Annotated in this window: 21 protein-coding genes; 2 read left to right on the plus strand and 19 right to left on the minus strand. The window is 71.0% G+C overall.

Annotated elements, in window-relative coordinates:
• Positions 1 to 7: 7 nt before the first annotated feature.
• From arfB to GQR16_RS05270, 5 genes are all read right to left on the minus strand, one after another.
• Positions 8 to 445: an alternative ribosome rescue aminoacyl-tRNA hydrolase ArfB gene (gene arfB, locus GQR16_RS05250; protein WP_157414103.1), complete on the minus strand. Its 438-nt coding sequence runs from the start codon at positions 443 to 445 to the stop codon at positions 8 to 10.
• Positions 446 to 568: 123 nt separating this feature from the next.
• Positions 569 to 2,911 carry a heavy metal translocating P-type ATPase gene (locus GQR16_RS05255; protein ID WP_157414104.1) on the minus strand — a complete coding sequence of 781 codons (2,343 nt, stop codon included), beginning with the start codon at positions 2,909 to 2,911 and terminating at the stop codon, positions 569 to 571.
• Complete coding sequence (locus GQR16_RS05260) at positions 2,908 to 3,153, minus strand: heavy-metal-associated domain-containing protein (protein ID WP_157414105.1); 246 nt, start codon at positions 3,151 to 3,153, stop codon at positions 2,908 to 2,910. The genes GQR16_RS05255 and GQR16_RS05260 overlap by 4 nt, the downstream gene beginning before the upstream one ends.
• 208 nt (positions 3,154 to 3,361) lie before the next feature.
• On the minus strand, positions 3,362 to 4,648 hold the full coding sequence (locus tag GQR16_RS05265) for a serine hydrolase domain-containing protein (RefSeq protein WP_157414106.1): 1,287 nt from the start codon (positions 4,646 to 4,648) through the stop codon (positions 3,362 to 3,364).
• Positions 4,649 to 4,704: 56 nt separating this feature from the next.
• Positions 4,705 to 6,006, minus strand: coding sequence for an ATP-dependent DNA helicase (locus GQR16_RS05270; RefSeq protein WP_157414107.1), 1,302 nt, complete (start codon positions 6,004 to 6,006; stop codon positions 4,705 to 4,707).
• Between the two features lie 246 nt (positions 6,007 to 6,252).
• On the opposite strand from GQR16_RS05270, the gene GQR16_RS05275 reads away from it, so the two are divergent.
• On the plus strand, positions 6,253 to 7,308 hold the full coding sequence (locus GQR16_RS05275) for a hypothetical protein (protein ID WP_157414108.1): 1,056 nt from the start codon (positions 6,253 to 6,255) through the stop codon (positions 7,306 to 7,308).
• A gap of 40 nt (positions 7,309 to 7,348) precedes the next feature.
• Here the strand turns inward: GQR16_RS05275 and GQR16_RS05280 are convergent, their stop codons facing one another.
• From GQR16_RS05280 to rpmB, 5 genes are all read right to left on the minus strand, one after another.
• Complete coding sequence (locus GQR16_RS05280; RefSeq protein ID WP_211373443.1) at positions 7,349 to 9,343, minus strand: bifunctional copper resistance protein CopD/cytochrome c oxidase assembly protein; 1,995 nt, start codon at positions 9,341 to 9,343, stop codon at positions 7,349 to 7,351.
• Positions 9,344 to 9,512: 169 nt separating this feature from the next.
• Entirely contained in the window at positions 9,513 to 9,800 is a 288-nt protein-coding gene (locus GQR16_RS05285; RefSeq protein ID WP_055853964.1) for an HU family DNA-binding protein, read from the minus strand.
• Between the two features lie 247 nt (positions 9,801 to 10,047).
• Positions 10,048 to 10,353 carry a 30S ribosomal protein S14 gene (rpsN, locus tag GQR16_RS05290; RefSeq protein WP_156998430.1) on the minus strand — a complete coding sequence of 102 codons (306 nt, stop codon included), beginning with the start codon at positions 10,351 to 10,353 and terminating at the stop codon, positions 10,048 to 10,050.
• A 3-nt stretch (positions 10,354 to 10,356) separates the two neighbouring features.
• On the minus strand, positions 10,357 to 10,524 hold the full coding sequence (rpmG, locus tag GQR16_RS05295; RefSeq protein ID WP_067880809.1) for a 50S ribosomal protein L33: 168 nt from the start codon (positions 10,522 to 10,524) through the stop codon (positions 10,357 to 10,359).
• Entirely contained in the window at positions 10,524 to 10,760 is a 237-nt protein-coding gene (gene rpmB, locus GQR16_RS05300) for a 50S ribosomal protein L28 (protein WP_067880812.1), read from the minus strand. The genes rpmG and rpmB overlap by 1 nt, the downstream gene beginning before the upstream one ends.
• A gap of 272 nt (positions 10,761 to 11,032) precedes the next feature.
• Here rpmB and GQR16_RS05305 point away from each other — a divergent pair, with 272 nt between their 5' ends.
• The gene (locus GQR16_RS05305; RefSeq protein ID WP_157414109.1) at positions 11,033 to 12,001 is read left to right on the plus strand and encodes an FAD-dependent oxidoreductase; all 969 of its coding nucleotides are present in this window, start codon (positions 11,033 to 11,035) and stop codon (positions 11,999 to 12,001) included.
• Between the two features lie 71 nt (positions 12,002 to 12,072).
• On the opposite strand, the gene GQR16_RS05310 is transcribed toward GQR16_RS05305, so the two are convergent.
• The 9 genes from GQR16_RS05310 to GQR16_RS05350 form a co-directional block, all read right to left on the minus strand.
• Positions 12,073 to 12,966: a glycine betaine ABC transporter substrate-binding protein gene (locus GQR16_RS05310; protein WP_157414110.1), complete on the minus strand. Its 894-nt coding sequence runs from the start codon at positions 12,964 to 12,966 to the stop codon at positions 12,073 to 12,075.
• Positions 12,967 to 13,107: 141 nt separating this feature from the next.
• Complete coding sequence (locus GQR16_RS05315) at positions 13,108 to 14,025, minus strand: ABC transporter permease (RefSeq protein WP_157414111.1); 918 nt, start codon at positions 14,023 to 14,025, stop codon at positions 13,108 to 13,110.
• Positions 14,022 to 15,485 (minus strand): quaternary amine ABC transporter ATP-binding protein, encoded by a 1,464-nt coding sequence (locus tag GQR16_RS05320; RefSeq protein WP_157414112.1) that lies wholly within the window; start codon positions 15,483 to 15,485, stop codon positions 14,022 to 14,024. Before GQR16_RS05320 ends, GQR16_RS05315 begins: the two co-directional genes overlap by 4 nt.
• A gap of 342 nt (positions 15,486 to 15,827) precedes the next feature.
• Positions 15,828 to 16,475 carry a hypothetical protein gene (locus tag GQR16_RS05325; protein ID WP_246200548.1) on the minus strand — a complete coding sequence of 216 codons (648 nt, stop codon included), beginning with the start codon at positions 16,473 to 16,475 and terminating at the stop codon, positions 15,828 to 15,830.
• A gap of 22 nt (positions 16,476 to 16,497) precedes the next feature.
• The gene (gad, locus tag GQR16_RS05330) at positions 16,498 to 17,868 is read right to left on the minus strand and encodes a glutamate decarboxylase (RefSeq protein ID WP_157414113.1); all 1,371 of its coding nucleotides are present in this window, start codon (positions 17,866 to 17,868) and stop codon (positions 16,498 to 16,500) included.
• Between the two features lie 252 nt (positions 17,869 to 18,120).
• Positions 18,121 to 18,525 carry a Fur family transcriptional regulator gene (locus GQR16_RS05335; protein ID WP_157414114.1) on the minus strand — a complete coding sequence of 135 codons (405 nt, stop codon included), beginning with the start codon at positions 18,523 to 18,525 and terminating at the stop codon, positions 18,121 to 18,123.
• The gene (locus GQR16_RS05340) at positions 18,522 to 19,364 is read right to left on the minus strand and encodes a metal ABC transporter permease (RefSeq protein ID WP_157414115.1); all 843 of its coding nucleotides are present in this window, start codon (positions 19,362 to 19,364) and stop codon (positions 18,522 to 18,524) included. Before GQR16_RS05340 ends, GQR16_RS05335 begins: the two co-directional genes overlap by 4 nt.
• Positions 19,361 to 20,296, minus strand: coding sequence for a metal ABC transporter permease (locus tag GQR16_RS05345; RefSeq protein WP_157414116.1), 936 nt, complete (start codon positions 20,294 to 20,296; stop codon positions 19,361 to 19,363). The genes GQR16_RS05340 and GQR16_RS05345 overlap by 4 nt, the downstream gene beginning before the upstream one ends.
• A gap of 46 nt (positions 20,297 to 20,342) precedes the next feature.
• Entirely contained in the window at positions 20,343 to 21,119 is a 777-nt protein-coding gene (locus GQR16_RS05350; RefSeq protein WP_157414117.1) for a metal ABC transporter ATP-binding protein, read from the minus strand.
• Position 21,120: the final 1 nt, after the last annotated feature.

Here is a 21,120-nt window from a genome sequence, read left to right on the forward strand (position 1 = left end):
CACGCCGTCAGTCGCTCGGCGGGCGGCGCAACCGCTTCACGTCGGTGCGCTGCTTCTTCGCTTTCAGGCGCCGCTCCTTGGCGCCGCGGCTCGGCTTCGTCGGTCGTCGCGACGGCGACGGCGGGCGCAGGGCATCGGCCACGACGGCGGCCAGTCGAGCGAGCGCGGCCTCCCGGTTGCGCAGCTGTGCACGATGCTCGGAGGCCGCGATCGTCAGGACTCCGTCGGCGATTCGCCCGCCCAAGCCCTCGAGGATCCGCTCGCGCTGGAGCTCGGAGAGCACCGCCGAACCCGCCACGTCCCACACGAGTTCGACGCGGGAGTCGGTGGTGTTCACCCCCTGCCCGCCGGGACCGGACGACCGCGAGAAGCGCCACGACAGCTCGGACTCGGGGATCGTGAGCCCCGAGTTCACCCGGAGGTCGGGACGATGGGCGGCGGGCATGCTCCCATCATCCACGCTCCGGCCGCACCGGGCGCGGGTCGAGCTCGAACCCGCGGACGAACCGCGTCCCCGCCGAGTCGGACTCGACGGGGACGCTCAGGTCTCGCAGGGTGTGGCGACGGCTCAGTGCACGCCGCGGAACCGGCGGAGCAGCAGGCTGTTGCCCACGACGAACACCGACGAGAACGCCATGGCCGCGCCCGCGACGAGCGGGTTCAGCATGCCGAGCATGGCGACGGGGATCGCCGCGATGTTGTAAGCGAAGGCCCAGAACAGGTTGCCCTTGATCGTGCCGAGCGTGCGCCGCGAGAGGCGGATCGCGTCGACGACGGCCACGAGGTCGCTGCGCACGAGGGTCAGGTCGCTCGCCTCGATCGCGACGTCGGTGCCCGAGCCCATCGCGATGCCGAGGTCCGCGGTCGCGAGCGCGACGGCGTCGTTCACGCCGTCGCCCACCATGGCGACCACGCGGCCGTCGGCCTGCAGCGCACGCACGATCTCGGCCTTCTCAGCCGGCAGCACGCCGGCGCGCACGTCGTCGATGCCGACCTCGGCCGCAACGGCGCGCGCCACGCGCTCGTTGTCGCCCGTGAGCAGCATCGGTCGAAGGCCCAGGGCCTTCAGCTGTGCGACCGCGGCCGCGCTGTTCGGCTTGACCGTGTCGTTCACGCTCAGGATGCCGCGAGCCACGCCGTCCCACGCGACCGCGACGACCGTGCCGCCGGCCGCCTCGAGCTCGGCCTGTCGCCGTTCGAGCACGTCGGGCAGGTCGACGGCCCACTGCTCGGCGAGCCACGCGGATCGGCCCACGAGCACGAGTCTGCCGTCGACCACGGCCTGCACGCCGAGGCCCTGCGTAGAGGCGAACGACTCGACGGGAGGCAGGGCTCCCTGCGCCGCGGATTCCGAAGGCACGACGGCGGCGGCCGTCGCGGCTGCCGCGATCGCCCGCGCGATCGGGTGCTCCGAGCCGGACTCGGCGGCCCCCGCGAAGCGCAGCACCTCGGCCTCACTCTCGCCCGCCGCGGGAGCGACCTCGGCGAGCGACATCCGCCCGCTCGTGACCGTGCCGGTCTTGTCGAGCAGGATCGTGTCGACGCGACGGGTGGACTCGAGGATCTGCGGGCCCTTGATCAGGATGCCGAGCTGTGCGCCGCGCGCGGTGCCGACCAGCAGCGCCATGGGCGTCGCGAGGCCGAGCGCGCAGGGGCACGCGACGATGAGCGTCGCGACGGCCGCCGTGAACGCGACCTCGGGGCCGTAGCCGGCGAGCAGCCAGCCGACGAGGGCGGCGAGCGAGAGGCCGATCACGATCGGCACGAACACCGCCGAGACGCGATCGGCGAGGCGCTGCACGTCGGCCTTGCCGGTCTGCGCCTGCTCGACGAGCCGGGCCATGGCCGCGAGCTCGGTGTCGGCGCCGACGCGCGTCGCACGCACGACCAGGCGGCCCCCGACGTTGATCGTCGCGCCCACCACGGCGTCGCCCGGCACGACCTCGGCCGGCACCGACTCGCCCGTGAGCATGCTCTCGTCGACGGCCGACGCGCCCTCGACCACGACGCCGTCGGTGGCGATCTTCTCGCCGGGGCGCACGACGAACCGGTCGTCGACCGCGAGGTCCGCCACCGGCATCCGCACCTCCACGCCGTCGCGGAGCACGGATGCCTCGCTGGCGCCCATCTCGAGCAGGGCCGAGATCGCCGCGGTCGAGCTGCGCTTGGCGCGCGCCTCGGCGTAGCGGCCGGCGAGCACGAACACCGTGACCGCGGCGGCGACCTCGAGGTAGATCTCGTCGGCGCCGCCCCCGGGTGCCGTGAACAGCTCGAACGTCATGGTCATGCCCGGCATGCCCGCGTGCCCGAAGAACAGCGCGTACGCCGACCAGGCGAGCGCCGCGAGCACGCCCACGCTGATGAGCGTGTCCATGGTGGCGGCGCCGTGGCGCAGGTTGATCCACGCGGCGCGGTGGAACGGCCACGCACCCCACAGGGCCACCGGCGCGGCGAGCGCGAACGCGAGCCACTGCCAGTTCGTGAACTGCAGCGCCGGGATCATCGACAGCGCGACGACCGGTACCGCGAGCACGGTCGACACGATCAGGCGCTGACGAAGGGATGCCGCGTCGCCGTGATCGTGCGCTCCCCCGCCGCCCTGCGACTCGCCGTGCGAGCCCTGCGCACCGTGCTCGTCGTGCGCGACGACCGCGCCGTGCGAGTCGTGCGGGCGCGCGACGGGTGCCGCGACCTTCGGCTTCGGAAGCTCGGCGGTGTAGCCCGTGGCCTCGACCGTGGCGATGGCGTCGTCGACGCTGACGCCCTCGGGCAGCAGCACGCTCGCCTTCTCGGTCGCGTAGTTGACGGTGGCCTCGACGCCGGGCATGCGGTTGAGCTTCTTCTCGACGCGCGCCGCGCACGACGCGCAGGTCATGCCGCCGACCAGCAGGTCGACCTGCTGCGCGGTCATGATGCCAGGTCGGCCAGTTCGTAGCCGGCCTCGTCGATGGCGGATGCGACCTGGTCGGCGTCGAGGGCGGCCGAGCTCTGCACGGTCACGCGGGATACCCCGCCCGCCACGAGCTCGACGTCGACCGAGGCGACGCCGTCGAGGCGGCCGAGCTCGCCCGTCACCGCGCCAACGCAGTGCGAGCAGGTCATGCCGGCCACGCCGTAGGTCGAGGTGGTGACGCTCGCGTCGTGGGTGCTCATGTGTTCCTCCTGAAGTTCTGGACAGGTACCCCCATGGGGTATTCATCTGGACACAACGGTACCCCACCGGGGTCTATTCCACATCTGCGGGAATTCGCGAGTGGGCGATCTCGGTGGCTCGATGCAGCTCGGAACGACCGGAATCGCCCGTTCGCGAATGCGGCCGGCGCAGCGCTGCAACGCCGTGCACCAGCGCGGCGGCATGGCCTCAGGTGGCGGGCGGCGGGCAGGCGGCGAGCTTCGTCATGTTCGTGGTCGCCTGCTCGAGCGACCACGGAAGCTCCACGAGCGGGGCCTCGGCGCCGGCCGCGGCATCCGCCTTCGACCCGATGGAGGCCAGCGCGAACGCGGCCTCGCGCACGAAGGCGTCGGTCGAGCTGGAGTTGTTCAGCACGAGCACGACCGTGAGCCCCGACGAGGCGTCGGTGAGCGCGGCCGTCAGCATGCCGGCCGTCTCGCTGACATCGCCGCGCATCGGCCCGTACGACGCGCCGCCGATGCCGGCGCCGTACCAGGACTGCGGCGCGCCGGCCACCGGCTGCACGTCCCACTGATCGGCCTTGACGCTGTCGGAGAGGAGCGCGCCCGTGGCGAACGCCTCGCTGAACCGCCGGAGGTCTTCGAGCGTCGTCGTCGCGCCGGCCGCCTCGGCGCCCATCGAGGTCGACTGGTCGGACTGGTCGAGGCGGGTCGCGCAGTCGACCTTGCCGTCACCCGTGAGCGCCGAGGAGTACGCCCCGAGCAGCCCACGGCCTTGGTCGTCGGGGGCGGGGATCGACGTGTCGTCGATGCCGAGCGGTTCGAACACGTACTGCTCGGCGAGCTCCTCCCACGACTTGCCGGTGTGGCGCTCGATGCCCATCGCGGCGAGCAGCACGCCAGTGCGGGACTCCTTCACCGTCGCGCCCGGGGCGCCCGTTCGTGCGAGACCCATGCCCGCTGCGACGAGCTCGTTGTTCGACCAGGTGCGCACCGGGTTCGTGAGGAAGATGCCCTCGAGGTTCGCGTAGTAGTCGGCGACGCCCGAGTTGTGCCGGCAGAGCTGCTCGTAGGTGATGCCGTCGAGCGAGGGGATCCAGTCGACGTCGTCGGCCACCTCGTCGCTCAGCTCGAGCTGCCCGTCGTCGACGAGCTTCAGCACGATCGCGCACGTCAGCTCCGACGTGAGCGTGCCCATGCGGAACGGCGTGCCGACCGTCGTCGCGGCCGCACCCTCGTCGAAGGAGACGGTTCCGGTCGCCGCGGTCCACTCCCCGGCCCATGGCGCCCAGACGCCCGCGATGCCGCCGCTCGCGCCCGTCAGCGCGACGGCCTGCTCGAGCACGCCCTGCAGCGCATCGGCCGTCTCGGGGCCGAGCTGGGCGTCGACCGGGTCGAACTGCGCGGCCGGATCGGTCGGGCCGAACGAGCAGCCCTGCAGCCCGAGTGCGAGCACGACGAACGCTGCGGCGGTGATGCCCCATCTCCGCCGTCGGTTCCCCCGTCGAGTGGCCACAAGCCCCCCTAGCTGTGTCTCGACGAGATTCTAACCCGGGGCGGCTGGTCAGATGCTCAGGAGGCCGAGCCGATCTCTCGGTGGGCTCCGGACATGAAGCGTTCGACCGCGGCGTCGACGATGATGTCGCTGGGTCGCAGCGGCCGGCTGAGGTAGAGACCGTCGAGCGAGGTGAGGCGGCTGAGCGCCACGTAGGTCTGCCCGGGGCTGAAGACGCGCGTGCCGAGATCGACGATCGCGGCGTCGTAGCTCGCGCCCTGCGACTTGTGGATCGTGACCGCCCACGCGAGCCGCAGCGGGAACTGCGTGAACTCGGCCACGATCTGCCGTTCGAGCTTCTTGCGCGCTGGGTCCCACGAGTACTTGTACTTCTCCCAGGTGGCGGGCTCGACCTCGTGCTCCTCGCCGTCGACCTCGACGCGGAGTTCGCGATCGAGGCGGGTCACGGTGCCGATGGTGCCGTTCACCCAGCGCTGGCCGTCGGGCCCGATGGCCGTGTCGTTGCGCAGGAACATCACCTGCGCGCCCACCTTGAGCTCGAGGCGCTCGTCGGCCGGGAACGCCCTGCCGCCGAAGTCGCCGGTGACGTCGGCCTCGTTGGCCTTCGAGGTGCCGGGCAGCCGGTGCAGCTGGGTCGCGTTGATGCGGTTGACGGTGCCGTTCGTCGTGGCGAGGGTGATGGCGCCGTGCTCGGGCAGTGGGCGCCGGGCACCGATGCCGTTCAGGACTCCGGCGATCTCGGCGGTGACCATGCCGTGACGCACCGCGTTCAGCATGTGCTTGAACTCGGCGTCGTGCTGGCGGTGCACCTCGCCGAGCTCGAAGATGCGCAGGTCGGTCTCGCGCCACACCTTGGCGTCGAAGAACCACATGGAGTCGTAGGTGTCGGCGAAGTAGGCCCGCTCGTCGCCGTCGCCCGGCACGGGGGCCAGCTGGTAGGGGTCGCCGAAGAGCACGACCTGCACGCCGCCGAACGGCTCGTGCTTGCGCTGCCTCGCCTGCCGCAGCGCGCGGTCCATGGCGTCCATCAGGTCGGCGTTGACCATCGAGATCTCGTCGATCACGAGGGTGTCGATCGCGTTCAGGATCTTGCGGACGGCGTCGTTCTGGTCGATCTCGCGGTCGGCGATGACCCCGATCGGCAGCCGGAACAACGAGTGGATCGTCTGCCCGCCGACGTTCAGCGCCGCGACGCCCGTCGGCGCGCAGATCACGATCTGCTTCTGCGTGTTCCAGTTGAGGTGGTTCAGCAGCGTGGACTTGCCGGTGCCGGCCCTACCCGTGACGAACACGTGGTCGCGGGTGCCCTCGATCGCCTCGAAGACCGCGGTCTGCTCGCGGGTGAGGGTGGGGGCCACGGGTTCTCCGGCAGGTCGGATCCGGTTTGCGGATCGGGCTCGAGGGTGGCGCCGGCCGGCGCGATCCCACTGTAACCGGGCGACGCGGGTTCGACGGGTCCTCCGTTCCGAGATGTGCAGCCCCCGTGCAGATCGGCTTCGCCTGTGGAGGGGCGGATGCCGCGGCGCGGCCAAGCCGGGCTCGCACGACCCGTGCCGAGCGCTCGCCTTCGGCTCCCGGCATGCGTCGCCGCCTAGACTGACGGGGTGACTGGCTCGGGGGTTCGCAGAGGCCGGCTCTCACCGCTGTCGATCGCCGGGTGGGCCGCGCTGGCCATGCTGCTCGCGACTGCGTTCGTCGCCGCGCTCGGCGGCCTGAACCAGACCACGTACGGCGCGGCGAACTTCGTGGAGCGCTATCTCTCGGCCATCGCCGACGACGACCTCGCCACGGCCATCACCACGCCGGGCGTGGCACTCGATGACGACGAGCTCACGGCGAAGGGCCTGCCGACCGACATCTCCACGGCCATGCTGCGTTCCGACGTGATCGAGGCGGGGCCCGAAGACGTGCGCATCGTCGACGACGTGAAGCACGACGACGGCACGCACACCGTCACAGCCAGTTACCGGCTCGACACGGCGATCCTGCAGACCTCCTTCGACATCCGCCCCATCGAACCGCTCTACGGACTCCTGAACCGGTGGGAGTTCGTCGAGAGCCCGATCGCCGTGATCGACGTGACCGCCGCCCACAACCCGCTCTTCACGGTCGGCGACCTCACCCTCGACACCCGGGCCCTGAAGTCGGGCGACGAGCTGACCGCGTTCAGCCAGACGGCGCCCTACCTCGCGATCGCCCCCGCCGCCTACGAGTTCAGCTTCAGCGACACCCTCGTCGCCGCCGTGCCCGTGCCGCTGGCGACCGAGCCCGGCGTGCGCGTCCCCGTCACCGTCGATGCGCAGCCCACGGCCGACTTCGTCGCCCGCGTGCAGACCCAGGTCGACGCCTACCTCGACGACTGCGCGAAGCAGACCGTGCTGCAGCCCGCGGGGTGCCCCTTCGGCATCGAGATCGACGACCGCGTGCTCGGCGACCCGACGTGGTCGATCGTCGAGTACCCCGCCGTCACGCTCACGGCGGGCGAGACGGCCTTCGAGATGCCCGCGACCGACGGCATGGCCCACATCTCGGTCGAGGTGCAGTCGCTCTTCGACGGCGACATCTCGCAGCTCGAGGAGGACCGCGCGTTCCGGCTCGCCCTCAGCGCCACGATCCGCCCTGATGGCAGCATCGCGATCCAGCTGCAGCAGACCGACTGACGCGTGGCGCGCCCGGCCCGGCCGGGTCGACGGGCCGCGCTCAGTCCTGCCGGTCGCGCGCGGCCATGGCCGCGAGCCGTGCGTTGTACGCCTCGAGTTCGGCATCGCCGGTGCGGTCGGCGTGCCGATCGTGCCGCTTCGACTCCTTCTGGTCGCTGCGCGACCACTGCACCGCCACGGTGATCGCGAGCGCGACCGTCGGGATCTCGCCGATCGACCACGCGAGGCCGCCGCCCATCTGCTGGTCGACGAGCGCATCGGTGCCCCAGCCCATGGCGCCGTACCAGTCGGCGAGCAGCAGGCCCGCGCTCGACATGATCGCGAGGCCGAAGAACGCGTGCAGCGCCATGGTGCCGAGCAGCAGCACGAGACGGAACGCGTACGGCAGTCGGTAGGGCACCGGGTCGATGCCGATGAGCGACTGCACGAACAGGTACCCCGTGATGAGGAAGTGCACGATCATCCACTCGTGGCCGATGTGGTCGACCATCGTCCAGCGGAACAGCGGCGAGTAGTAGAACACCCAGAGCGATCCGGCGAACAGCACGGCCGCGACGATCGGGTTCGCGATGATTCCGGCGAACTTCGAGTGCACCGCGAGCAGGATCCACTCGCGGCCGCCGCGGGAGCCGTCTTTGCGGGCCCTGATCGCACGCGCGGCGAGCGTGACCGGGGCGCCCGGAACGAGCAGCACGGGCACGGCCATGGTCAGCACCATGTGCGCGGCCATGTGCGCCGAGAACAGGTACTGCTCGTAGGCGTTCACGCCGCCGTTCGTGATGTACGCGAGCAGCAGCATGCCCGCGACCCACAGCACCGAGCGGTACACGGGCCACTTGTCGCCGCGACGGCGAAGCCGCCACACTCCCGCCAGGTAGAAGAAGATGCCGAAGCCGCAGCCCAGGATCCACAGCAGGTCGAGGTTCCACTCGGTGAAGTAGCGGTACAGGTCGGGCCACGGCGGCAGCGGTTCGCCCGTGAGGATCTCGGCGGGCGTCTGCGCGATGACCCCCGGCTGCTCGGCGACCGGCGTCGCGGTGCGTGCGAGAGCCGCGGCCACGCCCGACGCGAGTCCCATGAATCCGAGTTCGGCGACCACGAGGATCCAGAACTCGGAGATGCGGGATGCCGGGCGGTCGGCCTTGCCCGCAGCGCCCGCACGCGACATCCGCCCGATGAGGTATCGGCGCTGGATGGCCCCGAACCCGCCGAGTGCCAGCAGGCCGAGCAGCTTCACGATCACGAGCACGCCGTAGGGGGTGCTCAGCTGGTCCCACGTGCCGATGCGGAGCGCGGCGTTGGCATAGCCCGAGACCGCGACGACGATGAAGCAGATGAGCGCGACCGTCGAGTAGCGCGCGAGCACGACCGGCAGGCGCGCGCCGTCGAGCTCGTTGCGCAGCAGCACGATCGTGAGCAGGCCGCCGAGCCAGACGGCGGCGAAGACGAGGTGCAGGCCGAGCGACGTGATGGCCGCGCTGTGGCCCGCGGTGCCCGCCGAATGCCCCTGCTGCGCCATGGGCACGAGCGAGACCACCGCGAGCACCGCCACGAACACGAGCGCCGTGTGGTTGCGCACCGCGAAGCAGAGCACCGTGACGGCGGCGCCCACGAGCGTCGTCGTGAGCCACGCCTGCCCGAGCGGGATCGTGGTGAGGAACTGGCCGAGCTGCGCGCCGAACGTGTCGCCGAAGCTCAGCTGCACACCCGTGACGACGAGGAACGTGAGCAGGCCGGTCACGGCACTGGCCACGGTGAACAGGGCTGCGGATGCCGCGGCGACGTCGAGTGCGACATCGAACTCGCGCTTCTTCGGGGTCAGCGCCCAGACGGCGAGCATGAGCGCGCCGATCATGCCGGCCGCGCTCAGGTTGACGACGAGCTTCGCGATCGGCAGACCCCAGCGGGCGAACGGCCCTGGATCTTGAATCAGCTGCGGCGCGGCTCCCCCGCCGTACGCGAGGGCCGCGACCGTCGCCGCGACGGCGACGACGATGAGGACGGCAGGGCCGAACACGCGGACTGAGCGGGGCACCGGACAAGCCTACGCGGCGCACGGGGCCCGCCCGGCCACAGGAGGTTACGGCGTGGAGGAAGCGGGCGGCGGCGAACAGCCGCGCACCGCGAGCCGAGACATCCGCGCCCCGACACGACGAAGGGCGCCCGGCCGAAGCCGGACGCCCCTCGGGGTCGCGAAGACGTGGTTACTTCGCGGCGGCCTTGAGCTTGGAGCCGGCCGAGACCTTCACCGAGTAGCCGGCCGGGATCTGGATCTCGGCGCCGGTCTGCGGGTTGCGGCCGGTGCGGGCTGCACGGTGCGTGCGCTCGACGGCGAGCCAGCCCGGGATGGAGACCTTGGTGCCGGCGCCCACGGACTCGGCGAGAGCCTCGAAGAGCCCGCCGAGAACGGCGTCGACGGTGGCCTGGCTCTGTCCGGTCGACGCTGCGACCTTCGCGACGAGCTCGGTCTTGTTGAGCGACTTGTCAGCCATTGAATGTCCTCCTCGGACCTTCGCTGTTCTGTACAGCATCTTGTGAGTTCTCGGGAACGATCGTTCAACCGCCCCCGTGGCCGATCGGGCCGCCTCGAATGTAGCAGAGAAGCCCGGAAACTCGCGGATTTCCAGCCTTTTCAGGCATGGAAGTCCCGGCGTGTCGCCCCATGACGACACCGGGGACGCCGAAAGGGGCGCCCCGGGAAACCCGGGACGCCCCTCTCGAAAGCGTGAAGCTAGATGATTACCAGCTCGACTTCGTGATGCCGGGCAGCTCGCCACGGTGCGCCATGTCACGGAAGCGGACGCGCGAGACGCCGAACTTCGTGAGGACACCGCGGGGGCGGCCGTCGATGGCGTCACGCGAACGCACGCGGATGGGCGATGCGTTGCGGGGCAGCTTCTGGAGGCCGACGCGAGCAGCCTCGCGGGACTCGTCGGTGCCGTTCGGGTCGATGAGGGCCTTCTTCAGCTCGAGGCGCTTCGCCGCGTAGCGGTCGACGATCACCTTGCGCTGCTCGTTGCGCGCGATCTTGCTCTTCTTCGCCATTGTTTAGCGCTCCTCTCGGAAATCGACGTGCTTGCGGATCACCGGGTCGTACTTCTTGAGCACGAGACGGTCGGGGTTGTTGCGACGGTTCTTGCGGGTCACGTAGGTGAACCCGGTGCCGGCCGTCGAACGGAGCTTGATGATGGGACGAATGTCCTGCTGCTTCGCCATTAGAGCTTCACCCCACGAGCCTGGATGTCCTTGACGACCTTTTCGATGCCACGGGCGTCGATCACCTTGATGCCCTTGGCGGACACGTTCAGGGTGACGCTACGACGGAGCGAGGGCACGTAGTAGGTCTTCTTCTGCACGTTCGGGTCGAAGCGGCGCTTCGTCCGGCGGTGCGAGTGCGAGATGTTGTGACCGAAGCCGGGAACGGCTCCAGTCACCTGGCACACTGCTGCCATTGGTCTTTCCTCCAATACCGAGGGGCGGATGCCCCTCCCAAGGTCTCTTGTCTGCTGACCTCCCACGCCGAAACCCGCGATTTCTCGCGGTACTCGAAGGGGGATGGTCGCGGTCTGGGTAGTGGATGTACCCAGCCAAAGGAACAGCCTACCAGAGAGGCTGATCACGGCCGAATCGGGCGGATGCCGCGTGCGGGCGCCTCGGCGGTGGTATCCCTGACTGGAGACATCCCCCTTCCGGGGACACCATCTGAACGAAGGAACGAGGCGACGTGGCACCACGCTCGGATTCGCAGCGCGTCACCGTCATCGGAGCCGGCGTGATCGGGCTCTCGATCGCCGTCGAACTCGCCGACGCCGGCCATGACGTCACCGTCGTCGCCGACACGGACACCATGCAGACCGTGTCTGCGGTGGCGGCCGCCGTGTGGTTCCCGTATCGGAGCGAACGCTCGCCGATGGCCGACGAGCTCCTGCGCAGCTCGTTCGCCCGATTCTCGCGCCTCTCCACCGATCCCGCCGCCGGCGTCGAGATGCGCGCGGGCACGGTCGTGGAGCGCATTCCGTCCACCGATCGCTCGTGGGCCGCGGACGTGCCGGGCGCCGTCGAGGCCGACCCGAGGCTGTTGCCCGCGGGAGCGAGCTCGGGCATCCGTGCCACCCTGCCGCTCGTCGTGATCCCGGCGTACCTACCGTGGCTGCGTGCGCAGGCGCTCTCCCGGGGCGTCGCGTTCGAGCGCCGCACGGTCACCCGACTGGGCGAGCTCGTCGGCGGCGCCGACACCGTCGTCATCGCGGGCGGCATCCGCGGCGGCGAACTGCTCGGCGGCGATGCCGACGTCTTCCCGGTCAGGGGCCAGGTGGTCCACGTCGCGAACCCCGGACTCACCGACTGGATCATCGACAACGACGACCCGGCGGGCGTGACCTACGTGTTCCCACGCCGCGACGACGTCGTGATCGGCGGCACCTCGATCGACGGCTCGTGGGATCTCCGGGTCGACGTCGACACGGAGCTGGCGATCCTCGAACGCGCGGCGGCGCTCGTGCCGGCGATCGCCGGGCAGCCGGTCGTCGGGCGCGCGGTCGGGTTGCGGCCCGCCCGCCCGACCATCCGGCTCGAGCGCGTGACGCAGCACGAGCTCCCCGTCATCGCCGCCTACGGCCACGGCGGCGCAGGGGTTACGCTGTCGTGGGGCACGGCCGAACGGGTTCGGGCGATGCTCGACGACGAGGGCTGAGACGACGAGAACCGAGGGTGGCGGATGCCGCGGCATCCGTCGCTCCTCGGTTCGGGTCGTGAGGCGCAGCGCTACCGGGTGAGCGTCGCCACGTATGCGTTGTTCGCGGCGATCCACTGCTCGACGACGGGGCCGTAGTCATCGGTCGCGTCGCCGTTGAACATCGCGTTCTCGAGCGAGTAGAGCAGCGCGGAGTCCATCGAGAACGACGTCAGCCAGCCCGCGAGGGTCGGGTGCGTCTCCTCGAACGACGCGGCGCCGAACGAGTGGATGCCCTCCGATCCGCCCAGCGCACCCTCGGGGTCCTCGAGGTCCTTGATCGCGAAGGCGTCGTAGGCCCAGTGCGGGCTCCACAGCGTCACGGCGATGTTCTCGCCGGCGTCGGTCGCCGCGGTCAGCTCCGAGAGCATCGCGGGCGTCGAGCTGGTGAGGTACTCCAGGTCGTCGAGGCCGTAGGCGGGAATGACCGCCTCGCTCGTGACCCGGTTCAGGCCCGAGCCCGGCTCGATGCCGACGAGGCGGTTGTCGAACAGGTCGGCGTTGGCCGCGAGCTCGTCGAGGGAGTCGATCGGCGCGTCGGCGTTCACGGCGATCGTGAGCTTCGCGTCGTTGTTCCACGCGCCGAGGTCGACGATGTCGTCGCCGTACTCCTCGACGTAGTCGGCGTGCGTGGTCGGCAGCCAGGTGTCGAGGGTCACGTCGTAGTCGTCGCTCGCGAGGCCGCTGTACACGGGCGCCGGGTCGGCGTACTCGAGCGTGACGTCGTAGCCCTGCTTGGTGAGGATCGCCTTCCAGAGCTCGCTCGCGGCGACGCCCTCGTCCCAGCCGTTGAACACGGCGATGGTGACGTCCTTCTGATCGCCGTTGGCGAGGGTCTCGGCCTCGGCGTCGGTCGAGCATCCGGCGAGCACGAGTGCCGAGACGGCGCTCAGGGCGAGGGCTCCGGTGAGGGTGGACTTCTTCATGGGTGTTCCTTTCATCCCGCGGGCTGTGGGTCGCGGGTGTGGGGTTCAGGTCCGGTGCGCACGGTGTCGTGCGTCATGCGCCGTGCGCGGGTGGGCGAGCGTGCGGCGGTGGGTGAGCGTGCGGCGGTGCGTGGCGGTGCGTCAGGCGGCGACGGATGCCGCGGGCACGGGGGTCTCGTCCACATCGGGCCGCGCCGCGGCATCCGTCGACCGCGAGGTCGTGTCGCGTCGGCGACGGCCCGCGCCGAGCGCACCCGTGATGCGGTCGAGGATGATCGCGAGGATCACGACCGAGAGGCCGGCCTCGAAGCCGAGGGCCACGTCGATGCGGTTGAGCGAGGCGACCACGTCGCCGCCGAGCCCGCCGGCGCCGACCATGCCGGCGATGACGACCATCGAGAGCGAGAGCATGATGACCTGGTTCACGCCCGCCATGATGCTCGGCATCGCGAGCGGCAGCTGGATCTGACGCAGGATGCGGCCGCGCGAGGCGCCGAACGCATGGCCGGCCTCGACGACCTCGGAGTCGACCCCGCGGATGCCGAGCTCGGTCAGGCGCACGCCGGGGGCCATCGCGAACACGATGGTCGCGACGATGCCCGGCACGACGCCCACGCGGAACAGGATCAGCGCGGGAATGAGGTAGACGAACGCCGGCATGGTCTGCATGAAGTCGAGCACGGGGCGCACGATCCTCGACGCGAGGTCGGATCCGGCGGTCCAGATGCCGACGGGCACGGCGAGCGCGATCGCGATGGCGCTCGCGACGAGCACGAGCGCGAGCGACTCCATGGCGTGCTCCCACTGGTCCACGCCGACGATCACGAGGAGGCCGAGGGCGGTGCCGAGCGAGAGCTTCCAGCCCTTCAGCACCCAGGCGAGGGCGGCGAGCGCGAGGATCACGACCCAGAACGGCGGCGTGACGAGCACGAACTCGACCGCGTCGTAGAACGCGAGGAACACGGTGCGCACGATCGAGAAGAACCAGCCGAGGGTGTCGGTCAGCACGTCGATGAAGCCCTCGGCGAGGTCGCCGAGCGGCAGTCGGAAGTCGTTCACGATGCGCTCCCCTCGATCAGGGCGAGCTCGTCGACCGGCAGCGGGGTGTCCGGTGGAGCGGCGGCCGCCGTCTCGCGCAGGGTCGCGGTCATGACCTCCGCCGACACCGTCGCCGGCGTCTGCAGCACCTGCAGCTCGGCCGTGTCGGTGGGCACGTTGCCCAGCGCGGCGAGCAGCGTGACCCGGGGGACCGCGCCGAGCAGGCGACCCTCGTCGTCGACGACGGCGAGCGGGAGCTCCTGCTCGACGGAGCTCTCGAAGAGCTCGGAGAGATGCACGTCGGGGCCGACCGCGGCGAAGTCGGCCGAGATCGCGCCGTCGAGCGAACGCTCGCCGCGGCGCACGAGGCGAAGCACGTCGCGGTCGTGCGCGACGCCGAGCAGCTTGCGACCGGAGGCCACGACGAAGACCATCGAGGTCTGCAGGTCGCGCATCGCCCGCAGTGCGGCGCGCGGGCCGGCGGCGGCCGACGCGAGGGCCCGCGGAGCCTCCATGACGTTGCCGGCGGTGAGCACGCGAGCACGGTCGACGTCCTGCACGAACTGGGCCACGTAGTCGTCGGCCGGGTCGGTGAGGATCTCCTCGGCCGTGCCGATTTGCACCACGCGGCCGTCGCGCATGACCGCGATGCGATCGCCGAGGAACATCGCCTCGTTCAGGTCGTGGGTGATGAAGACGATGGTCTTGCCGAGCTCCTGCTGCAGCTCGACGAGCTGCTCCTGCATCTCGCGGCGGATGAGCGGGTCGAGCGCGCTGAACGCCTCGTCCATCAGCAGGATGTCGGCGTCGGCCGCGAGGGCGCGGGCCAGGCCGACGCGCTGCTGCATGCCGCCCGAGAGCTCGGACGGGAACCGGTGCCCCCAGTCGGCGAGGCCGACGCGCTCGAGCACCCGTTCGGCGCGCTCGCGGCGCTCGGATGCGGGCACGCCCTGGATCTCGAGTCCGTACGCGGTGTTGTCGAGCACCGAGAGGTGCGGCAGCAGCGCGAAGTGCTGGAACACCATCGCGACGTGCTTGCGACGGATGCCGCGGAGCCGGCGCGGTGCGACACCGGTGAGGGTCTCCCCCATCACCGTCACCGTGCCCGCGGTCGGCTCGACGAGCCCGTTGAGCATGCGGATCAGGCTCGACTTGCCCGAGCCCGAGAGGCCCATGACGACGAAGATCTCGCCCTGGCGCACGTCGAAGTCGACGTCGATGACCGCGGCGGTGCCGAGGCCGGCGAGCTCGGCGCGGGTGGCCCCGTCGCGCAGGCGTTCGAGCGCCTCGGCCGGCCGGCGACCGTAGAACTTGGTCAGGCCGCGCACCTCGAGGGCGTTCGGAGCGGGTGCGTTCGGAGCGGGTGCGTTCGGGGCGGGTGATTCGGCGGTGTCGTGGTGTTCAGCGGTGCTGCGGTGTTCGGAGGTGCTGTGGTGCTCGGCGATGCTGTGTCGCTCGATGGTGTGGTGCTGTTCGGGCATCGAAAGGTGCTCCAATGGCACGTGCGGATTCCGCAGCCGGGTGCAGGGTGGCAGGCGGGTGCGCACGCGTCACGGCCGGGTTCAGGCGATCCGGGATCCGGGACTCAAGCACCGACGTCTCGTCGTGCGAATCCCGGCTCCAGCGCGCACCGCCATCGGGGCGGTGCACCACGCTCGGAACCGTACGACCCCCGTCGTGGAAACCGCCGGAGCGGGTCTCACGCGAAGGGCGCGGACTGGGTGGGTCGGCCCGTCAGGGCCGTCGTCAACCGTATGGCCCTCGAACAGGGGTCACCAAATCGTCGTTTGAGAAACCCTCACTGATCTGGGCTTCTCCGATACTCACGCCTTCGGGATCGAACGCCGCGAGAGCAGCGCCGCGGTGAAGAAGCAGAGCGCGCCGATCGCCGTCCCGAGGTTCGCCCAGATCTCGTTGAGGAGGTCGCCGGAGTCCGGGATCACATAGGCTCCGACCGCCGAGACGGCGAAGGCGATCGAGCCGACCGCGTTCAGCCCGGTGCCGTGCCAGGTGCGCGCATCGGGGTCCCAGAGTCGACCACGGTGCTTCGTCGCGATGATCGCGAGCGTGCTCGAGATCAGGAAGGCGAGCGAACCCCATGCGTCCGGTCGCCACCCGGCGCCGACGGCGTCGGGCCTGGCGATGGCCGCGGCGAGCGCGGCTCCCGTCGAGATGTTGAAGAGCAGGGTCCCGGCGAACTGCACGGCCGCAGCCCACCAGTCGGCGCGGTCGGCGGCGTTCATCTCCGCATGCGGCGCGACGCGGCCGCTGAGGCTGAGCTGGATGAACGCGGCCAGCGTGAAGAGGACCGACCCGACCACAAAGGTCACGTTGGTGCCGACGGCGCCGAGCCGGTCCGCGTACCAGGGCAGGGCGCCCGCGAAGAAGCAGGCCGAGCCCGCCGCGAAGCCCCAGGCCTCCCGGCGAAGCCGGCGCACGGTGTCGACGCGCGGTCGGATCGTCTCCCCCACGTGTGCGGTCCTTCGTCTGCGGTCAGTGGTGGAAGGTCGGTCCGAGCCCGGGGTGCGGCATCGGCGACTCGAGCGAGTCGAGGAAGTCCGTCTCGATGCGGATGTCGCGCAGGAGGTCCTCGGCCAGGTCGTGGCTGAGCCCGTTGCGGCTGACGATGCGCATCACGGTCTGGTCGGCCTGCTCGCCCGACAGCGGGTACGCCGGCACGAGCCATCCGCGGATCCGGAGGCGCTCGGACAGGTGGTAGAGCGTCCACTTGTCGGTGTGGCCGGGCTTCAACCGCCATGCGAAGACGGGGATGTCGCTGCCGTCGGTCAGCAGCTCGTACGCGTCCATGCGGCCGATGGCGCCCGACAGGTAGCGCGCGACATCCTGCGTCGTCTGCTGGATCTCCCGATAGCCGTTCCGGCCGAGGCGGAGGAACCGGTAGTACTGGAGCAGCACCTGCGCGCCCGGCCGCGAGAAGTTGAGTGCGAACGTCGGCATCTCGCCGCCCAGGTAGCTCACCCGGAACACCAGGTCGTCGGGCAAGGCAGCGACGTTGCGCCAGACGACCCAGCCGACGCCCGGGTAGACGAGCCCGTACTTGTGCCCGGACGTGTTGATCGACTGCACGCGCTCGACCCGGAAGTCCCACTCGAGCTCCGGCTGCAGGAAGGGCGCGATCATGGCCCCCGATGCGCCGTCGATGTGCATCGGGATGTCGAGGCCGGTCTTCGCCTGGATCTCATCGAGCTTCGCGGAGATCGCGGTGACCGGCTCGTAGGCGCCCGTGTAGGTGACGCCCATGAGCGCGACCACGCCGATCGTGTTCTCGTCGACGACGTCCTCGAGACCGGTGCCGTCCATGAGCGGATGCTCGTCGGTCGTCGGGATGAGCCGCATCTCGACGTCGAAGTAGTTGCAGAACTTCTCCCAGCAGACCTGCACGGCCGAGCTCATGATGAGGTTCGGCTTCTCGGTCGGCTTTCCGGCCGCACGCCGTGCGTGCTGCCACCGGCGCTTGAGCGCGAGGCCGCCCAGCATGCACGCCTCCGACGACCCGATGGTCGAGGTGCCGATCGCGTCGTGATGGTCGGGCGCGTGCCAGAGATCCGCCAGGATCCGCCAGCAGTACTCCTCGATCGCGGCGGTCGCGGGGTACTCGTCCTTGTCGATCATGTTCTTGTCGAACGCCTCGGCGTAGAGGCGGTCGGCGTGCTCGTCCATCCACGTGCCGACGAACGTCGCGAGGTTGAGCCTGGCGTTTCCGTCGAGCATCATCTCGTCGCTGACGATGCGGTAGGCGGTCTCGGGCAGCATCGATCCCTCGGGGATCTCGGTGTAGCGCGCCGTCGTCGACTCGCCGATGCGACTGAAGGTGGGCAGGAGTGCTTCGTCCGGTGCGGCCATGGTCTCTCCTTCGAGCGGTCGGACGGCCCGAGTCTGCGAGCGCAGGAACCGGGGGCCGACGACCGTGAAGGTGCTGCTCCCCCGGGCGGCCACCGTCTACCCGCCAGAGAATACGCCGACCGCGCCGGGTACGACACCCCTCGATCGGGTTATGGGTGGTCGGATGCCGCCGGCGGGCCCATCGCGGCGCTCAGGGGGCGGCGCGACCGGGCGCCGCCGGGGCGGGATGGGGCGCGGCGCGGCGCGGCCGACTCAGCGGGCTTCGGCCGCGAGCAGCACCGTGCAGTCGGCGCAGAGGCCGAACACGTCGACGACGTGGGCCGCACGCGTGAACCCGTGCTCGGCGGCGACGCGCTGCGCCCAGGCCTCGACCTCGTCGGCCTCGATCTCGACGGTGCGCCCGCAGTTGCGGCAGATCAGGTGGTGGTGGTGGCCCGTGGTGCTGCACGCGCGGTAGAGCGCCTCGCCGTCGGGCGACTGCAGCGAGTCGGCCTCGCCCGTGGTCGCGAGGTCGCCGAGCGCGCGGTAGACGGTGGCGAGCCCGATCGGGGAGCCGCTCGCATGCAGCGACGAGTGCAGCGCCTGCGCGCTGATGAACCCGTCGGTGCCGTCGAGGGCCTCTCGAACGGCTTCGCGTTGCCAGGTGTTGCGCTTCATGCGGTGCGTGCGTCCTCTGCGGTCTCCACGGGAATCGCGGATGCCCTCCACGGTAGCGCGCGCAGCTTGGAACCGCCGAGTGCGATCAGCAGGAACGCCGTCGCCGTGAGCACGATCGCCGGCCCGGCGGCGATCGCGAACGCCCGCGAGGCGAGCACGCCGAGCACTCCGGATGCCGCCCCGATCACGGGTGCGACCACGAGCATGCCTCGGTAGGTCGACGTCACGACCCGGGCTGCGGCGGCGGGTGCCGCGATGAGCGCGATCGCGAGGATCGCCCCGACGGCGGGCAGCGCGCTCACGACCGTCGCGGCCGTGAGGGCGAGCACGAGCAGCTCGACGGGCCACTCCCGGTACCCGGCCGCGCGGAATCCGGCCTGGTCGAACGTCGAGAACACGATGCGACGACCGAAGAGCACGACGAGCACGAGTGCGGCGACGGCGACGCTCGCGGCGAGCACGATGTCTGCGTCGGTCACCGTGAGGATCGAGCCGACGAGCAGCGACTCGGGCTGCACCGGCAGGCTCGGCACGACGGCCGCGAGGATCGCCCCGGCCGCGAATCCGCCGGTGAGCACGATGCCCGCCGCGACCTGCGCACCCTGGTTGCGCACACGCGCGATGCCGGTCATCACGAGCACGAGGACGACGGATGCCGCGGCGGCACCGAGCGGAACGCTCACGCCGAGCGCGGCCGCCGCGACGGCCCCGGGATAGGTGCCGTGCGTGAGCGCCTGCGCGAAGAAGGTTCGCCTGCGCAGCACCACGAGGCATCCGACGAAGCCGCCGAGGGCGCCGATGACGATGGCGGCGAGCATCGCGCGTTCGAAGTAGCTCATGCGGCGCGCTCCCCCACGGCTCGGGTGGATGGCGCGCCCGATGCGGACGGGCCGGCCGGGGTCGTGCCCGCGCCCGCGCGGCGCCGGGCTGCGTCGCGCGCCAGGCGAACGAGGAGCACGATCGCGTAGGCGAGCACGAACACCGCGACGATCGTGCTGCCGGCCGGCAGGTCGACGCCGGCGCCGACGCTCGCGGCGAACCCCGTCGCGAGCCCGAGCCACGAGGCGAGGGCCGCGAAGATCCCGGCGACGGGGAACAGCAGCCATAGCCGACCGGTCACGAGCCGTGCGGCAGCACCGGGCACCACGAGCAGGGCGAGCACGAGCAGCGAGCCGACCGTGCTCGCGCCCGCGACGACGACGAGCGCGACGGCCACGTTGAGCGCGAGATCGAGGCCGAAGGCCGAGTCGCCCGCAGCGCGGCTGCCCGCCGGGTCGAAGGCGCGGAACACCTGCTGCTTGGCCGTGAGCGCGACGAGCAGGAGCGCGATCGCCGAGACGACGACGAGGGGCACCACGTCGGAGGGCGGGATCGTGAGCACGCGGCCGAAGAGCAGCTCCTCGAGGGCGCCCGCGTAGTCGTCGCTCTTGGAGACCACGATGACGCCGATGCTGAACGCCGCGGTCAGCACGACGGCGATGCCCGCGTCATTCGCGACGCCCGACCGCATGAGCCAGGTGAGCAGCACCGCGCCGATGAGCGCCGCGATCGCCGCACCGGGGAGCACGCCGGCCGAGCCGCCGACCGCGAGACCGACGGCGAGCCCCGGGAACACCGCGTGCGTCAGCCCGTCGCTGATGAACTCGAGCCCGCGCAGGTTCACCAGCACGCCGACGACGCCGGCGATGACCGAGAGCACGAGCATCACGAGCAGGGCGCGGCCCATGAACGGCAGGGCGAAGGCGCCGAAGAGCGCGTCTCCGAGGCTCATGCGCCGCTCCCCCGCGCCGTTCGCCGCGAGTATTCCGTGCGCGGCATCAATGCCCCTCGTGACCGGGCACGACGAGCGTGTGCTCGTCGATCTCGACCTCGACGCCCTCGAAGCACCGCTGCACGTTCGCGAGGGTGAGCGCGTCGGAGACCGGACCGAACGCGTTCTGGCGCCCGTTCACGAGCAGCACGAGATCGCACACCTCACGGGCGAGCTCGAGGTCGTGGGTCGACACGAGCACGGCAACGCCGTCGGCCTTCAGACGGCGGAGCGTCGCGACGAGCGCGTCGCGGTTCGGCTGGTCGAGCCCGTTGAACGGCTCGTCGAGCAGCAGCAGGCGCGGATCGGCGGCGAGGGCCCTGGCGAGCAGGCCGCGCTGGCGCTGACCGCCCGAGAGCGAACCGAAGCGCTTCGCGGCGAACTCGCCGAGTCCGACCGTCTCGAGCGCGTGCCGCACCGCCTCGCGGTCGGCACGGCCGGGCCAACGCAGCAGCCCCAATCGGCGGTACCGCCCCTGCATCACGACCTGCTCGAGGCTGATCGGGAAGTCGATGTCGAACTCGATGGTCTGCGGCAGGAAGCCGACCATGCCTCGATCGGCATGCGATGCGTCCCGGCCCGCGTCGCCGAGCGCCATGCGCCCGTGCGTGAGCGGCACGAGACCGAGCACGCCGCGGAGGAGGGTCGACTTGCCCGCGCCGTTCGGTCCGATGAGGGCGACGGCCTCGCCGGGGGCGATGGCGAAGTCGAGCTCGCTGACGCCGTCGCCGCCGGGGTACGTGAACGCGGCCTCCTCGAAGGTCAGCACCGCGTTCGAACTCATG

Origin of the sequence: Agromyces allii, assembly GCF_009749385.1 — a bacterium.
Classification (GTDB): Bacteria; Actinomycetota; Actinomycetes; order Actinomycetales; family Microbacteriaceae; genus Agromyces; species Agromyces allii.

Excerpts from the sequence above, each read along its gene's own strand:
- arfB (WP_157414103.1), bottom strand. The coding sequence starts at position 445 with ATGCCCGCCGCCCATCGTCCCGACCTCCGGGTGAACTCGGGGCTCACG.
- GQR16_RS05255 (WP_157414104.1), bottom strand. The coding sequence starts at position 2,911 with ATGACCGCGCAGCAGGTCGACCTGCTGGTCGGCGGCATGACCTGCGCG.
- GQR16_RS05260 (WP_157414105.1), bottom strand. The coding sequence starts at position 3,153 with ATGAGCACCCACGACGCGAGCGTCACCACCTCGACCTACGGCGTGGCC.
- GQR16_RS05285 (WP_055853964.1), bottom strand. The coding sequence starts at position 9,800 with ATGGCTGACAAGTCGCTCAACAAGACCGAGCTCGTCGCGAAGGTCGCA.
- rpsN (WP_156998430.1), bottom strand. The coding sequence starts at position 10,353 with ATGGCGAAGAAGAGCAAGATCGCGCGCAACGAGCAGCGCAAGGTGATC.
- rpmG (WP_067880809.1), bottom strand. The coding sequence starts at position 10,524 with ATGGCGAAGCAGCAGGACATTCGTCCCATCATCAAGCTCCGTTCGACG.
- rpmB (WP_067880812.1), bottom strand. The coding sequence starts at position 10,760 with ATGGCAGCAGTGTGCCAGGTGACTGGAGCCGTTCCCGGCTTCGGTCAC.
- GQR16_RS05310 (WP_157414110.1), bottom strand. The coding sequence starts at position 12,966 with ATGAAGAAGTCCACCCTCACCGGAGCCCTCGCCCTGAGCGCCGTCTCG.
- GQR16_RS05320 (WP_157414112.1), bottom strand. The coding sequence starts at position 15,485 with ATGCCCGAACAGCACCACACCATCGAGCGACACAGCATCGCCGAGCAC.
- gad (WP_157414113.1), bottom strand. The coding sequence starts at position 17,868 with ATGGCCGCACCGGACGAAGCACTCCTGCCCACCTTCAGTCGCATCGGC.
- GQR16_RS05335 (WP_157414114.1), bottom strand. The coding sequence starts at position 18,525 with ATGAAGCGCAACACCTGGCAACGCGAAGCCGTTCGAGAGGCCCTCGAC.
- GQR16_RS05340 (WP_157414115.1), bottom strand. The coding sequence starts at position 19,364 with ATGAGCTACTTCGAACGCGCGATGCTCGCCGCCATCGTCATCGGCGCC.
- GQR16_RS05345 (WP_157414116.1), bottom strand. The coding sequence starts at position 20,296 with ATGAGCCTCGGAGACGCGCTCTTCGGCGCCTTCGCCCTGCCGTTCATG.
- GQR16_RS05350 (WP_157414117.1), bottom strand. The coding sequence starts at position 21,119 with ATGAGTTCGAACGCGGTGCTGACCTTCGAGGAGGCCGCGTTCACGTAC.